The sequence below is a fragment of the Curvibacter sp. PAE-UM genome, from assembly GCF_001432305.1.
Lineage (GTDB): Bacteria > Pseudomonadota > Gammaproteobacteria > Burkholderiales > Burkholderiaceae_C > Hylemonella.
This window is the reverse complement of the sequence record NZ_KQ483358.1, coordinates 800,607-814,870: the sequence shown is the minus strand read 5'-3', so window position 1 is coordinate 814,870 and position 14,264 is coordinate 800,607. Positions and strand designations below refer to the sequence as shown.

The window sequence follows — 14,264 nt, the reverse complement described above, 5'->3', positions numbered from 1 at the left end:
CCCCCCCCCCGGGGGGGGGGGCCGGGGGGGGCGTCGTCCAGTGCGCCCACCGGGGCTTCGGGTCTGAAGACCCGAACCCCCATTTCAGCAAGCATTGCGCGTTGGCGCGCGTCCAGTTGCAGACTCATGGCTGCATTGTCACAGACGCAGGCTCATGACCACCGCATCCTCGCGCTGGCCATGGCCGGCGGGGTAATAGGCCTTGCGCAGGCCGACGCGGCGGTAGCCGTGCGATTCGTAGATGGCGATGGCGCGCGTGTTGCTCAGGCGGACCTCCAGCCAGAGCCACTGCGCGCCCAGGCCGCGCGCCCACAGGGCCAGCGCGTCGAGCATGACGCGCCCCCAGCCCTGGCGCTGGTACTCGGGCGCCACCGTGATGTTGAGCAGGTGCACTTCGTCCACGCCCTGCATGGCCACGTAATACCCCAGCAGTTCCCCACCGGCCAGCAGCACACGGGCGTGGTAACCCGAGCGCAGCGCATCCATGAAGTTGCCGCGTGTCCAGGGGTGCGGGTAGGCGTGCTGCTCGATCGGCAGCAGCTGTTCGAGCAGCGTGGCATCGAGCGGCTCGAGGCGGGCTTCGACAGGTTCGAGAACGGCACTCATCGCGTATCGATTGCTGCCTTGGCGGCGGCGCGCTCCTGCGTGGTCTGCGCCACTTTATCGCGGATATAGCGCGGCAGGGCATCAGCCGCGGCCACGGCGTTGCCCGCAGCCAACAAGGTCGGGGCCAGCCGCAGCATGGCCGCTGCCGTGGGCAGGGCCTGCCAGCAAGGCAGCTCGGGCGGCAGCGACAGGCGCTCGCCGTACTCGGCAAATACATTGCCAGCCAGGGCCTGGGCATCGCCCAGCACCAGCTGCTCGGGCTTGAGCAGGCTGAAATCGGCCTGCTGCTGCCAGCTGCCTGCGGCATAGGCATAGCGTGCGGCATAGAGCTCACCCATGCGGGCGTCGAGCAGGGCCAGCAGGCGCAGGTTTTGCTGCTGCGGTGCCTGCTGCGCGCGCGCCTCCTCGGCCACCGCCAGCAGCGTGTCCACCGGCAGCAGCGGCACATTGGCGCCGAAACCCAGGCCCTGGGCCACGGCACAGGCCGTGCGCAGGCCGGTGAAGGAGCCCGGCCCGCGGCCGAAGGCGATGGCGTCGAGTTCCTCGAACCTCAGTCCGGCCTCGGCCATCAGGGTCTCGATGGCCGGGATCATCGCGCTAGAGGCCTGCGCACCACCCGCGCCGGTGTGCTGCCACATGCGGGCCTGGCCATCCACCTGCCGCGTCACGGCGATGGAGATCAGCTCGGTGCTGGTGTCGAAAGCGAGCAGTTTCATGAAACCTTTTGCAGATGCGCGATCAAAACCCCGTCTTGACGCAGAAAAGATCGACGACCACAATACTGAGTAAATTTACTCAGTATTTTATGCGGTACGAACGACCACAAACCAAGGCACTGCGGGAACGGCTCGCCGAGGCTCCCCGTTTCATCACCATCGTGGCCGGGCCGCGCCAAGTCGGCAAGACCACGCTGGTCCGGGCCGCGCTGACCGACGTGGCCTCGCAGTTTATCGCCGTCGACCAATATGGCGAGCCCCCCTCGCGGCCACCCTTCGGCTTCGTAGCGGAATCCACCACCGAACTGCCCGGCGCACCGCGCGATGCCGCCTGGCTCATCCGCCAGTGGCAGCGCGCGCGCGAGGCCTGCAAGGCGCATCGAACCCGGCACGAAGATCAACCCTTTGTGCTCGCCATCGATGAAATCCAGAAAATCCCGCGCTGGTCGGAAGTCGTCAAGGGCCTGTGGGATGCCGACCGCGCCGCCAACCTGCCCATGCACGTCATCCTGCTCGGCAGTTCGCCACTGCTGATGCAGAAAGGTCTGACCGAAAGCTTGACCGGTCGTTATGAACTGATCCCCCTCACGCATTGGTCCTATCCCGAGATGCAGGAAGCCTTCGATTTCGCGCTGGACGAATACGTGTACTTCGGCGGCTACCCAGGCAGCGCCCCGTTTATCCGCGAAGAAGAACGCTGGCGCAATTACGTGCTGGGCAGCCTGGTGCAGCCCAGCATCGATACCGACATCCTGCAAATGACGCGCGTGGACAAGCCCGCGCTGCTCAAGCAGCTCTTCACGCTGGGTTGCAGCTACTCCGGGCAAATCCTCGCGCTGGGCAAGGTCAAGGGCGAGCTGGAAGACGCCGGCAACGAGACCACCCTGGCCGGTTATCTGGACTTGCTGGGCCACGCGGGCTTGCTGGTCGGCTTGCACAAGTACCATCGTGGCGTGGCCCGGCAGCGCAAGTCGCCCCCAAAATTCAACGTGCTGAACACGGCGCTCATGTCCAGCGCCATGCCCTACACCTTTGCACAGGCACGGGCAGACCGATCCCACTGGGGGCGTCTGGTCGAAAGCGCGGTCGGCGCGCATTTGTGCAACACGGCCGGCAGCACGGAGCAAGTCCACTACTGGCGTGAGAGTCCGCACGAGGTGGACTTCGTGATTTCCGATGCCCAGCGGCTCACGGCTATTGAAGTCAAGAGCACTACCCGCCAAGGGGCGCTGGACGGCCTGCAAGCCTTCACAAACCAGCATCCACATTGCCGCCGCCTGCTAGTTGGTGCTGGGGGCGTGCCGCTCACTGAGTTTCTCTCGTATCCGCTGTCGCATTGGCTCGAACCGGCATGAATACCCCCGTCGCGTCCGCACCAGACCGTTTGCCGCTTGAGCGCAGGGTGCGCGTGCGCACGGCACAAGGCGAGCGACAGCCAGATTCTCAACCCGTCAGCCATTACAGCGGAGTACACGCCTGGGTGCTGATCGGCGACCCTGGAGCCGGTAAGAGTGATGTTTTCACGGAGCGCAACCAGGCCGAAGAGGGTACCTGTCTCAGCGCGCGTGACTTCGTGGAAATCGGCCCCGGCAACAACTGGCACGAGCCCTTGTTCATCGACGGGCTCGACGAAATTTCCTCCGGCGCCGCGCCTGGCGACACCGCCTTGGGTCGCATACGCGCCAAGCTACAGGCACTGGGCGTGCCGCGCTTTCGCATCTCCTGCCGCGAAGCGGACTGGCGCGGCAGCGCAGACAGCGCCGCACTCCAAAGGCTCGTCGGCCCCCAGGACTTTCTCGAACTGCATCTGGAACCCTTGAGCCGCGAGGAGAAGCGAACGCTGGTGGCATTCTGGCGCAGTACAGACGCCGAACAAGCCGATGTCTTTCTCCAGGAAGCTGAACGGCGTGGGCTTGATGGCTTGCTCGACAACCCGCAAAACCTGCGCATGCTGGTCAAAGCGACCGCCAGCGGCTGGCCCGGCAGCCGGCTGCAAACCTATGACCAAGCCTGCGCCGAGCTGGTCAGGGAAGCAAGCCCGGAACATCGCGCCGCCCAGCACGAAGCCCCACACCCGCATACCGAATTGCTGCGCGCGGCCGAATACCTATGCGCCGTGTTGCTGCTGTCTGGCAAAACATCCTGGGCGTTGCAGCGAGCGGACAACACGCCGACCGATTCGTTCGCCCTCAACGATCTGCCCACCCAGCTCCCCGGCACGCCGGAGTGGGCTAGCTGCCGTGCGGTCCTGGGCACCCGCTTGTTCCGGGGTGCGGGCGGCCTGTTCTATCCCGTGCACCGCACGGTGGCGGAGTATCTGGGGGCTCGGTATTTGCTGGAACGCCTCCAAGCGGGCCTGCCAACAGGTCGCCTGCTGACGCTGATGCTGGGCGAGGACGGCGGCACCGTGCCCGAGCTGCGCGGCCTGCACGCCTGGCTGGCTGCCTTAACCATCGGCGACGTACGTGCGGAGCTAATCACGCACGATCCGCTAGGCGTCGTGCTTTACGGTGACGTGCACGACTTCAGGCGTGCGGAAAAACTGAAGGTGCTGGAAGCACTAGGCCAAGAAGCCCGGCGTTACACCTTCTTCCGCAGCCAGGACTGGAGCAGCGAGCCGTTTGGCGCCCTGGCCACAGCCGACATGGAAGAGGCCTTCCGCGCGGTGCTAACTTCTCCTGACCGCGGTCCACCTCACCTCGCTCTGGTGGACTGCGTGCTCGATGCGCTGGCACACGGACAAGCCATGCCGGGTCTCAAATCGGAACTTGAGCAGGTAATTCGCGATGCGAGCTATTGGCCTGGTTCGCGTGCCGAGGCCTTGCGTGTATTACTCGCACAAGAGAAACAGACCAACAATTGGTCCGTCTCTTTACAACTGCTGCAGGACATTGCCGCAGATCGCGTCAAGGATGCAGAAGACGAACTGTTCGGCACCCTCTTAGCTACCCTTTACCCGGGGCAGATTCCCGCCGTCACCCTCTGGCGCTACTTCCAGAAACCCAAGTCCGATGCTCTTATCGGCGCTTATTGGGAGTTCTGGCATCACTTAGCGGACAAATACGCGCCCGTCGAGGACATTCCCATCTTGCTGGACGCCTTGATCGCTCAGGGCTACCAACTGGACAATCAGCGCGATCGGCGGGATTCCGCCGATATCATCGGCAAGCTGTTGTGCCGTGGACTAACGGTTTACGGCACCGAAATCGATGTACCTCGCTTGTATCGCTGGCTCTCGCTTGGCCTGGGGCCGCACTTCTACTGTCCCCTTGACCACGAGCATCAATCCGCCATCCGTGAATGGTTGAGGGTTCACTCTGATCGCTACAAAGCTCTGTTCGAATACGGACTGCAACAGCAACTCGACGAGCAGAACGCTGGCCTCACCTTTTGGCAACTGCAAAAGCTTCTCTATCAGGCGCCGGAGCCTCCAGATGCGGACCAATGGTATCTGGGACTAGCCAGCAAAATGACGCCGGATGCCCAGCGCCGGCATTTGCTCGCCATGGCCTTCTATTTCACCGAGCGCACATCTGGCATCGACCCAGCGCTCGAATTGCTGGAAGCATTGCGCACGACTCATCACGGCGATGTGCCATGGATAGACGGATTCCTGCAGTGTCCTTATCCACCCAACGCCCCAGAGCAGGAACACATCAATTTTGAGATCGAGCACAAGCGAAGAATCGAAGAAGAAGAGCGGCAAAAAATTGAATTCTTTCGCAAAGCGTTGCCCAGTTTCCAAACGGAAGCAGCGGATTTGGGCGCACTCGTCGCGGTCGGCAACGCCTACCTTCATTTCTTTCATGACACTCCAGGCGACACACCGCAAGAGCGGCTGCTGAATCTGTTGAATCAAGATCACGACTGGGTGAGGCAGGCACTGCACGGCCTGCGCCAGTGCCTGTGGCGCAAGGATTTGCCGTCGATGCAGGGCATCCTTGATCTTCATGCCAAGCAACGCCGCTACAACCTGGCCACACCCTGTCTGGCCGCGATGGCGCTACGCCAGGAAGAAGACCCCGCCACAGCATTGGCGCTGCCGGACAATCTGCTGGAAACCGTGGTCGCCTTCCGGTTGACCAACGACTACGAAAACCGCCCCAAGTGGTTCAAGTCGCTGTTGGTCACGCGCCCCGATATTCTGGCTCGCGTCATGCTACCGCTCGCCACTAACGAGATTGCAGCAAAGAAAGAACACGTCTCCGGTCTGTATCAACTGGCCCATGACCCCGATTACGCCGCGCTGGCGCGCGAGATCGTGCCGACATTGATTGCGCGCTTTCCTGCCAAGGCACACAAAAGACAACTGGGTAGCCTGCGCCTGCTCATCGCGGCGGCACTCCACCGGCTCGACAAAGACGCTGCGCTCGACCTCATCGCCGCGAAATTGAGCGACAAATCCCTGGATGTCGCCCAGCACGTCTATTGGCTGGGAGCGGGCTTGCAGCTCGCCCCCACGCTGTACCTGGAGCCCCCCCGCCACTATGTTAGTCAATCACAGCTGCGCGGCAGCCACTTGGCCGATCTCCTGCGCGCGCAGCGCCAGGAGCGAGATGATCCTCGCCCTGTTTGGCCCGTCGCTGTGCTGGAGCTTTTGATTCAGTTGCTAGGACCGCGTAGCAATCCGCGGACATGGCGGTCAGGAGCCGGTTGGGTAACCCCCGCCATGGAGCTGGGTAGCTTCCTTGAGGGTCTCTTCACGACGCTGGCCGGACTACCCGACCACGAAGCCACGGAGGCTTTGACCCGTTTACAGAACAATCCAAAGTTAACTCATTGGAAAGAGGTGCTGAGGCGCGCGATTTTCGACCAGCAGATCACCCGCCGCAAGGCCCACTTCCAGCCCGCCGGCGTGCTCAGGGTCTGCAACACGCTGGCTAACCTGAAGCCAGCCAGCGCCGCCGATCTGTGGGCGCTCACGCAGGACCACCTGCGCCAGCTCATCCGCCGAATACGCGATGAGAACACCAATGACTACCGGCAATACTGGGCCGACGCCAAGCCCAAGTCAGAGGAGGAGTGCCGCAACGCCTTGCTTTCCGACTTGAAGCTGCGTCTTGAATCGCTGACCATCACCGCCGAGCCGGAAGTACGCTACGCGGACGACAAGCGCGCCGATATCAAGGTGTCGGCCGAGGGCTACAGCATTCCGATCGAGATCAAATGCGAATGGAACCCCGATCTGTGGAAAGCCATCGAAGCGCAATTGATTGCCAAATACACTCGCGACCCAGCGTGCGGCGGCTTCGGCCTCTATCTGGTCTTATGGTTCGGCGGTTCCTGGCAAAAGGCCACTCCGCTCGACGGCGGCACCCGCCCAAAAACCCCGGCTGAATTGCAACAACGGCTGACGACCAGCATCCCGGAGCAGCATCGGCACAAGATCGCCGTGCTGGTGCTGGACTGCTCGCTGCCCCCGCCCCAGACGACGTAAACCCTGGAGCCGCTACGCCTTGCCGGCGGTCTGCGCCGATTTGCGCACCCCGAAGGTGATGCCCACCGTCACCAGCACCAGGCCGGCCAGCAGGTTGGCGTGCAGCGGCTCGCCCAGGAAGATGACAGCGCCCAGGGCCGAGAGGCCGGGCACCAGGGCCGTGATCATGGTCGAGCGCACCGGGCCGAAATACTGGATCATGCGCACGAAGGTGATGCCCGAGATCACCACCGAGCCCACACCCTGGAAGACCACCTGGAACAGCAGCTCACCCAGCGGTGCGGTGAACAGCCGGCTCTCGATGGCGCCCAGTCCCTGCAGCAGCAGATAAAAGGGCAGGTAGCTGAACAGCGCGAACACGGTGACCGCTGTCGTGGCGCGCACGGCATCCAGCCCGTGACGGCGCGCCAGCACACTGTAGGCCGACCAGCTCAGGGCCGCACTCATGAAGAGCAGGTCACCCTTCCAGACCTCGCCGCCTTCGAAGGCGCGCAGCAGGCTGGCCCCGCCCACCAGCAGGTCGCCCCCCACGATGCAGGCCAGGCCGATGATGCGCGCCGGCAGGATGGGCGTGCCCAGCATCAGCGCCGCCAGCAGCGTGGTCCACAGCGGCAGGCTGCCCGGCATGAGCACCGAGGCGTGTGCCGCCGGGGCGTAGAAGAAACCCGCATAGGCCAGCAGGGCATAACCGAAACCACCGAACAGACCGCACAGCGCCGTCACGCGCAGCGCCAGTGGCGACAGGCCGAAGAAGGACGAGGCCGTGTCCGCCCCCTGCATGCGATCACGCCGCACCAGCCACCAGCCCAGGGGCAGCAGCACGGCGCTGGCGCCGATGATGCGTGCCAGCGCAATATCGAAGGGGCCGAGCGAACCCTGGGCCGAGGCGCGGGCGATGACGATGAAGGCAGTCCAGATACCGACGGTGATGACCGCCGCCGCGATGCCGATGGTGCGCGGGGACTGGCCCTTGAGGAAATGCATGCCTGCATTATCGGTGGCCGGCGTTAGACTTGTTGCCATGTCCTCCCTGCGCTTGCTGCCTCTGCTCACCTGCCTCCTGCTCCTGGCCGGCAACCCGGCCCAGGCCCGGGACACCGCCCTGCCCCCCAGCGTGATCAAGGCGCTGGCGCGCGCCAAGGTGCCGGCCGACGCCTTCGGTGTGGTGGTCGAGGAAGCCGGGGGCAACAACACGCCGCTGCTCAGCCACCGTGCGGGCACCCCCATGAACCCGGCCTCGGTGATGAAGCTGGTGACCACCTTGGCGGCCCTGGAAACCCTGGGGCCGACCTGGACCTGGAACACACCGGTCTACATGGAAGGCACGGCGCGCGAGGGCACGCTCTACGGCAATCTCTACATCAAGGGCCAGGGCGACCCCAAGCTGGTGGTCGAACGCCTGTGGCTGCTGTTGCGCCGTGTGCAGGGCCTGGACATCCGCAACATTGCGGGCGACATCGTGCTCGACCGCAGCGCCTTCGAAGCCGTCGCACACGACCCCGCCGAGTTCGACGGCGAACCGCTGCGGCCCTACAACGCCGCGCCCGATGCGCTGCTGCTGAACTTCAAGTCGGTGCTCCTGACCTTCGTGCCCGAGCGTGGCGCCAACGCCGCGCACGTGCACGTCGAACCGCCGCTGGCCGGCGTGACCTGGCCCAGCCACGTGCCGCTGCGCGAAACCGATTGCAACGACTACCGCAGCACGCTGCGGGCCGACTTCTCCGACCCGGCATTACCGCGCTTCGCCGGCCGCTATCCGGCCGCCTGCAATGAGAAAGTCTGGCCGCTGGCCTATGCGGACCCGGCCAGCTATGGCGTGCGCGCCATCGAGGGCATGTGGCGCGCCATCGGCGGCCAGCTGCAGGGCAAGGTGCGCTACGGCGCTGTGCCCGAGGGCCTGGCGCCGGCCTTCGCGCTGGAATCGCCGCCGCTGGCCGAGGTGGTGCGCGACATCAACAAGTACAGCAACAACGTGATGACGCAACAGCTCTTCCTCACGCTGAGCCTGCAACAGCAGGGCCGCGGCACGCTGATGGGTTCGCGCGAACTGCTGCGCGAATGGTGGCGCCAGCGCTTTGGCAGCGAGGAAGTGCCGCAGATCGCCAACGGCTCGGGGCTGTCGCGCGAAGACCGCATGACGGCTGGCGCACTGGCGCGCCTGCTGCAATACGCCTGGGCCTCGCCGCTGATGCCCGAACTCATGAGCTCGCTGCCCATCAGCGGCCAGGACGGCACGCTGCGGCCCAGCCGCTGGCGCGCCAGGGGCAACGCCCATCTGAAAACCGGCAGCCTGCGTGATGTGGCATCCGTCGCCGGCATCGTGCATGCCGACGGTGGCCGGCGCTACGTGCTGGTCGCCATGGTGAACCACCCCAATGCCGGCGCCACGCGCCCGGCCATGGAAGCCCTGGTCGAATGGGTGGCGCAGCAACCGGCACCGGGCCGGAAGAAAAAACCCGATTGAACCTCGACCCACCGGCAGACCGCACATGAACGACGTCATCGGCTACATCGCCGCCAGCCTGACCACCCTGAGTTTCCTGCCCCAGGCCCTGCACACCTTTCGCACGCGTGACGTCAGCGGCATCTCGCTGGGCATGTATTCCATGTTTGCCGCGGGTGTGGCGCTCTGGCTGGTCTATGGCGTCTTGCTGTCGGCCTGGCCGCTGATGGTGGCCAACGCCGTCACGCTGGCGCTGGCCCTGGCCATCCTGGTGATGAAGCTGCGTTACCGCTGAACTCAGCTGGCGGCGGCGCGCTGCAGACGGTCGCTCACGCCTTCCCAGTCCGGTGTCCCGGGCGGCGTCTCGACCCAGATCAGATGGGCACGCTGTGCATCGAAGTCACGCAGCACGGCGAACAGCTGTTGCGCAGCGGCGCCCGCATCGTCCGGCATGCGCCGGTACAGCACTTTCGCGGAAGGCACACGCAGCAGGCTGCGTGCGTAGACGGCAATGGTGGCGCCGTCGAAATCCTTGCCCAGCACGTCCAGCGCCGTCTGCAGCGCGCGACCCTCCATCAGGCGCAGCTTGGCGTTCGGTGCGTAATGCGCTTCCAGCGTGCCCGAGGCGCGCGGCGCGGGCGAGGCAACATCCTCTTTGTCCAGCAGGCGCAGGCCGCAGGCCGACTGCACCTGTTCGCGTGTGATGCGACCCGGGCGCAGCAGCACCGGAACGCCGCGCGTGCAGTCGATGATGGTGGATTCGATGCCCACGGAACAGGCGCCGCCGTCGAGAACCAGCAGGCTGTCGCCAAACTCGCCCTGCACATGTGCGGCGGTGGTCGGGCTGACGCGTCCGAACTGGTTGGCGCTGGGTGCGGCCACGCCGTGCACACCCAGCGCGCGGGCCGCCAGCAGCAGGGCATGCGCCACGGGGTGCGCGGGGCAGCGCAGGCCGATCGAGCCCTGGCCACCTGCGGCCGCCGCGCCCACCTCGGGACGGCGCGGCAGGATCAGCGTGAGCGGGCCGGGCCAGAAGGACTGCATGAGTTTGTGGGCGAAGGCCGGCACCTCGCGTGCGAAATGCTCCACACCGCTGGCGTCGGCTACGTGCACGATCAACGGGTGGTCGCTGGGCCGGCCCTTGGCGGTGAATATCTTCGCCACCGCGCTGTCGCTGGCCGCGTCGGCCCCCAGGCCGTAGACGGTCTCGGTCGGCAGACCGACCAGTTCGCCGGCCCGCAAGGCCTGCGCCGCGGCAGCGACCGAGGCCGGATCCCGTCCGTCGAGGATCACGCTGCGCTCCTGCTCAGAAGGGCTCGATGCCCAGGATCCTGGCCGCCGCAAGCGCGGTGGCACGCACCTCGTCCACGGTGGGGCCGGTGATGTTGAGATGGCCCATCTTGCGGCCCTTGCTGGCCTTGAGCTTGCCGTAGAGATGCAGGTGCGTGCCAGGCAGGGCCAGCACCTGGTCCCAGGGCGGTGCGTCCTGGAAGGCCAGCCAGATGTCGCCCAGCAGGTTGAGCATGGTGCTGGGGCTGTGCAGGCGCGGCTGCACCAGGGGCAGGCCGGTCAGGGTACGCACCTGCAGGTCGAACTGCGAGTGGTCGCAGGCGTCGACACTGTAGTGGCCGCTGTTGTGCGGGCGCGGGGCCATCTCGTTGACCACCAGAGAGCCGTCCTGCAGGATGAAGAACTCCACGCAGAGCACGCCCACATAACGCAGGCCCTCGGCGATCGACTTCGTGGCGGCGATGGCCTGCGCCGCCAGCGCGGCCGGCACATTGCCCTCAAAAACCTCGGTGACGGCCAGGATGCCCTCGCGATGCAGGTTGCGCTGCACGGGAAAGTTGACGATCTGGCCGTCCCAGCCGCGCGCGACGATGACCGAACACTCGGCCGCCAGCGGCAGCATCTTCTCCAGCACGCAGGGCACGTGCTTGAGTTCGTCCCAGGCGGCGGCCAGCTCGGCGCGCGTCTTCACACGCATCTGGCCCTTGCCGTCGTAACCCATGCGGGCGGTTTTGAGGATGCCAGGCAGCAGCGCATCGGGCACCGTCGCCAGCTGCGCCGCGGTTTCGATCACCGCGTTCGGTGCCACCGGCACGCCGCAGCGCGTGAAATGCGCCTTCTCCTGGGCGCGGTCCTGCGCGATGGCCACGGCGTCGGCGCCGGGCGCCACCGGGCGGTGTGCACCCAATGTCACCAGGGCGGGCGCCGGCACGTTCTCGAACTCGGTGGTGATGGCGGCACAGCGCTGCATCAGCTGCGCCAGGCCCTGCTCGTCGAGGTAGGCGGTCTGGATATGGTGGTGGCTGACCAGGCCGGCCGGGCTGGCCGCGTCGGGGTCGAGCACGGCGGTGAAATAACCCATGCGCTGCGCGGCATGCACGAACATGCGGCCGAGCTGGCCGCCGCCCATCACGCCCAGGGTGGCGGGCTGGCCGTTGACCAGGGTGCCGGGGAGGATGCGGCCGGAAAGTGGGGTTGTGCTCATATCGCGGGCGGCAGGCTCATGCCGCGCGCGGTGGCGGTCTGCTCGGCGCGGAAGGCTTCCAGCTTGGCACGCAGGGCCGGGTCGTCGTTGGCCAGCATGGCCACGGCAAACAGCGCGGCATTGGCGGCCCCGGCGGCGCCGATGGCGAAGGTGGCCACCGGGATGCCCTTGGGCATCTGCACGATGCTGTGCAGCGAATCCACGCCCTGCAGGTGCTTGCTGGGCACCGGCACACCCAGCACGGGCACCGTGGTCTTGGCAGCCAGCATGCCCGGCAGATGCGCCGCGCCGCCGGCACCGGCGATGATGGCTTTCAGCCCGCGGCCGGCGGCCGACTCGGCATAGGCAAACATGTCATCGGGCATGCGGTGCGCCGACACCACCTTGGCTTCGTGGCCAATGCCAAAGTGGTGGAGAATCTGGACTGCCTGTTGCATGGTGTCCCAGTCCGAACTGGAGCCCATGACTACACCAATAATAGTTTTCATAATGTTGAGGACAGAACTAGCCGCGGCGCGCCTGCGGTCTGTCCCGCAAATGATCAGGACTGAATTTTACTTTTTTGCCCCCGGCAGCCCCAAATGATCGATATCACCACCGAAAACTTCGAAACCGAGGTCATCCAGGCCTCCATGTCCGTGCCCGTGCTGGTCGATTTCTGGGCCCCGTGGTGTGGCCCCTGCAAGTCCCTGGGCCCCATCCTGGAAAAGCTGGAAACGGCCTATGAGGGGCGCTTCGTGCTGGCCAAGATCGACTCGGACCAGCAGCAGGAACTGGCCGCAGCCTTCGGCATCCGCAGCATCCCGACCTGCGTGCTCATGATGGGCGGCAAGCCCGTGGACGGTTTCATGGGCGCCCTGCCCGAAGGCAAGCTGCGCGAATTCCTCGACAAGCACCTGCCGGGTGAGGGCGCGCAGGAGACAGTGCCGGAAGAGATCAACGAGGCGCAGGAAGCCCTGGCCTCGGGCGACATCGCCAGCGCCATTGCCCGCATGGACGAGGCCCTGCGGGCCGAACCCGGCAACGACGAACTGCGTTACGACTACGTCAAGCTGCTCATCGGCACGGGTCACCTGGCCGAGGCGGCCGGCGCACTGGCCCCGGCGCTGGCGCAGATCCCGGTGGCGCTGCGTTTCGAGGCCTTGCAGCAATGGCTCAACGCACTGGAGTTCGTCAGCACCGACCCACGCGGCCAATGGCCGCTGCCAAAGTTCGAGCAGCTGATCACCGCCAACAAGCGTGACTTCGAGGCGCGCTTCGCCAAGGCCCGCGTGCTGATGGTGGCCAACGAGTGGGTGGCTGCGCTGGACGAGCTGCTGGAAATCATCATGCGCGACAAGAAGTGGGACGGGGAAGCCCCGCGCAAGACCTTTGTCGGCATCCTGGAGCTGCTGACGCCGCCCAAGCCCAAGAACGCGGGCCCCGAAACCAGCGGCAAAAGCGCTGGTGGCATCGAACTGGCTGGCCCCGCCAGCGTGGAACAGGACGAGCAGGCGGCGCTGGTGTCGTCCTATCGGCGCAAGCTCAGCATGGCGCTGAACTGAAAATACGCCACCCATGCAAAACGGCACCCGCGAGTGCCGTTTTTTTATCGCTGCGTCCTGAAATCAGGTCGTCAGCCGGGTCAGCGCTTCGCGGTACTTGGCCGCAGTCTTCTCGATGACCTCCGGCGGCAATTTCGGCGCCGGCGCCTTCTTGCCCCAGGGCTGGCCATCGACCTTGGCCGTCTCCAGCCAGTCGCGCAGGAACTGCTTGTCGTAACTGGGCGGGTTGGCGCCCTCCTTGTAGCCTTCGACCGGCCAGTAGCGCGAGGAGTCCGGCGTGAGCACCTCGTCCATCAGCACCAGCTTGCCGTCCGGGGTCAGGCCGAACTCGAACTTGGTGTCGGCAATGATGATGCCCTTCTTGAGCGCGATCTCGCTGGCGGCTTTGTAGATGGCGATCGAGATGTCGCGGATCTTCGCGGCCAGTTCGGGGCCGATCATCTGCACGGTCTTCTCGTAGGTGATGTTCTCGTCGTGCTCGCCCACCTCGGCCTTGGCCGCGGGCGTGTAGATGGGCTCGGGCAACCGAGAAGCGTTCTTCAGGCCGGCGGGCAGCTTGACGCCGCAGACCGACTGGCTGGCCTGGTATTCGGTCCAGCCGCTGCCGGCCAGGTAACCGCGCACCACGGCTTCCACCGGGATGGGCTTGAGGCGCTGCACCAGCATGGCACGGCCTTTGACCTGCGCAACCTCGGCCGGGGTCACCACGCTCTCGGGGTTCTCGCCGGTCAGGTGGTTGGGGCAGATGTGGCCGAGCTGGCCGAACCAGAACAGCGCCATCTGCGTGAGCAGCTCGCCCTTGCCGGGGATGGGCTCACCCATGATGACGTCGAAGGCGCTGATGCGGTCGGACGCCACCATGAGGATGCGGTCTTCGCCCACGGCGTAGTTGTCGCGCACCTTGCCGCGCGCGAGCAGGGGCAGGGAGGTGAGACTGGAAGTGTGCAGGGCAGAGGTCATGTTGGGGCCTGAAAAAGAAAAGCCCGGCGCTGGAACGCCGGGCCTGCAATTATCGCAAGAATGG

12 protein-coding genes are annotated in these 14,264 nt (G+C 65.6%); 5 read left to right on the top strand and 7 right to left on the bottom strand.

All coding sequences use genetic code 11. The features are described from left to right. Positions 1 to 138: 138 nt before the first annotated feature. A complete protein-coding gene (gene rimI / locus AO057_RS04000; RefSeq protein ID WP_057674421.1) occupies positions 139 to 606 on the bottom strand; it encodes a ribosomal protein S18-alanine N-acetyltransferase in 468 nt (155 codons plus the stop codon). Beyond that, positions 603 to 1,322 (bottom strand): tRNA (adenosine(37)-N6)-threonylcarbamoyltransferase complex dimerization subunit type 1 TsaB, encoded by a 720-nt coding sequence (gene tsaB / locus AO057_RS03995; RefSeq protein ID WP_057674420.1) that lies wholly within the window; start codon positions 1,320 to 1,322, stop codon positions 603 to 605. The genes rimI and tsaB overlap by 4 nt, the downstream gene beginning before the upstream one ends. A gap of 14 nt (positions 1,323 to 1,336) precedes the next feature. Here tsaB and AO057_RS03990 point away from each other — a divergent pair, with 14 nt between their 5' ends. After that, the gene (locus AO057_RS03990) at positions 1,337 to 2,677 is read left to right on the top strand and encodes an ATP-binding protein (protein WP_240480814.1); all 1,341 of its coding nucleotides are present in this window, start codon (positions 1,337 to 1,339) and stop codon (positions 2,675 to 2,677) included. Beyond that, positions 2,674 to 6,759 (top strand): hypothetical protein, encoded by a 4,086-nt coding sequence (locus AO057_RS03985; RefSeq protein WP_156404464.1) that lies wholly within the window; start codon positions 2,674 to 2,676, stop codon positions 6,757 to 6,759. Before AO057_RS03990 ends, AO057_RS03985 begins: the two co-directional genes overlap by 4 nt. A 12-nt stretch (positions 6,760 to 6,771) precedes the next feature. On the opposite strand, the gene AO057_RS03980 is transcribed toward AO057_RS03985, so the two are convergent. After that, positions 6,772 to 7,743 (bottom strand): DMT family transporter, encoded by a 972-nt coding sequence (locus AO057_RS03980; protein WP_057674417.1) that lies wholly within the window; start codon positions 7,741 to 7,743, stop codon positions 6,772 to 6,774. Between the two features lie 37 nt (positions 7,744 to 7,780). Here AO057_RS03980 and dacB point away from each other — a divergent pair, with 37 nt between their 5' ends. Together dacB and AO057_RS03970 are read left to right on the top strand one after the other, a co-directional pair. Further along, complete coding sequence (gene dacB, locus AO057_RS03975; RefSeq protein WP_156404463.1) at positions 7,781 to 9,223, top strand: D-alanyl-D-alanine carboxypeptidase/D-alanyl-D-alanine endopeptidase; 1,443 nt, start codon at positions 7,781 to 7,783, stop codon at positions 9,221 to 9,223. 25 nt (positions 9,224 to 9,248) lie between these two features. Continuing rightward, entirely contained in the window at positions 9,249 to 9,497 is a 249-nt protein-coding gene (locus AO057_RS03970) for a SemiSWEET transporter (protein WP_057674415.1), read from the top strand. Positions 9,498 to 9,499: 2 nt separating this feature from the next. On the opposite strand, the gene AO057_RS03965 is transcribed toward AO057_RS03970, so the two are convergent. Genes AO057_RS03965 through purE form a run of 3 tightly spaced genes read right to left on the bottom strand, consistent with a single transcriptional unit; the run spans position 9,500 to position 12,184 of the window. Then, entirely contained in the window at positions 9,500 to 10,495 is a 996-nt protein-coding gene (locus AO057_RS03965; RefSeq protein ID WP_057674414.1) for an L-threonylcarbamoyladenylate synthase, read from the bottom strand. 13 nt (positions 10,496 to 10,508) lie between these two features. Beyond that, positions 10,509 to 11,696 carry a 5-(carboxyamino)imidazole ribonucleotide synthase gene (locus AO057_RS03960; RefSeq protein WP_057674413.1) on the bottom strand — a complete coding sequence of 396 codons (1,188 nt, stop codon included), beginning with the start codon at positions 11,694 to 11,696 and terminating at the stop codon, positions 10,509 to 10,511. Further along, positions 11,693 to 12,184, bottom strand: a complete 492-nt coding sequence (gene purE, locus AO057_RS03955; protein ID WP_057674412.1) for a 5-(carboxyamino)imidazole ribonucleotide mutase — start codon at positions 12,182 to 12,184, stop codon at positions 11,693 to 11,695. Before purE ends, AO057_RS03960 begins: the two co-directional genes overlap by 4 nt. 93 nt (positions 12,185 to 12,277) lie before the next feature. On the opposite strand from purE, the gene trxA reads away from it, so the two are divergent. Next, positions 12,278 to 13,240 (top strand): thioredoxin, encoded by a 963-nt coding sequence (trxA, locus tag AO057_RS03950; protein WP_057674411.1) that lies wholly within the window; start codon positions 12,278 to 12,280, stop codon positions 13,238 to 13,240. Between the two features lie 63 nt (positions 13,241 to 13,303). On the opposite strand, the gene AO057_RS03945 is transcribed toward trxA, so the two are convergent. Further along, complete coding sequence (locus AO057_RS03945) at positions 13,304 to 14,200, bottom strand: phosphoribosylaminoimidazolesuccinocarboxamide synthase (protein ID WP_057674410.1); 897 nt, start codon at positions 14,198 to 14,200, stop codon at positions 13,304 to 13,306. Between the last annotated feature and the right edge of the window lie 64 nt (positions 14,201 to 14,264).

Excerpts from the sequence above, each read along its gene's own strand:
- rimI (WP_057674421.1), bottom strand. The coding sequence starts at position 606 with ATGAGTGCCGTTCTCGAACCTGTCGAAGCCCGCCTCGAGCCGCTCGAT.
- tsaB (WP_057674420.1), bottom strand. The coding sequence starts at position 1,322 with ATGAAACTGCTCGCTTTCGACACCAGCACCGAGCTGATCTCCATCGCC.
- AO057_RS03990 (WP_240480814.1), top strand. The coding sequence starts at position 1,337 with ATGCGCGATCAAAACCCCGTCTTGACGCAGAAAAGATCGACGACCACA.
- AO057_RS03985 (WP_156404464.1), top strand. The coding sequence starts at position 2,674 with ATGAATACCCCCGTCGCGTCCGCACCAGACCGTTTGCCGCTTGAGCGC.
- AO057_RS03980 (WP_057674417.1), bottom strand. The coding sequence starts at position 7,743 with ATGCATTTCCTCAAGGGCCAGTCCCCGCGCACCATCGGCATCGCGGCG.
- dacB (WP_156404463.1), top strand. The coding sequence starts at position 7,781 with ATGTCCTCCCTGCGCTTGCTGCCTCTGCTCACCTGCCTCCTGCTCCTG.
- AO057_RS03970 (WP_057674415.1), top strand. The coding sequence starts at position 9,249 with ATGAACGACGTCATCGGCTACATCGCCGCCAGCCTGACCACCCTGAGT.
- AO057_RS03960 (WP_057674413.1), bottom strand. The coding sequence starts at position 11,696 with ATGAGCACAACCCCACTTTCCGGCCGCATCCTCCCCGGCACCCTGGTC.
- purE (WP_057674412.1), bottom strand. The coding sequence starts at position 12,184 with ATGAAAACTATTATTGGTGTAGTCATGGGCTCCAGTTCGGACTGGGAC.
- trxA (WP_057674411.1), top strand. The coding sequence starts at position 12,278 with ATGATCGATATCACCACCGAAAACTTCGAAACCGAGGTCATCCAGGCC.
- AO057_RS03945 (WP_057674410.1), bottom strand. The coding sequence starts at position 14,200 with ATGACCTCTGCCCTGCACACTTCCAGTCTCACCTCCCTGCCCCTGCTC.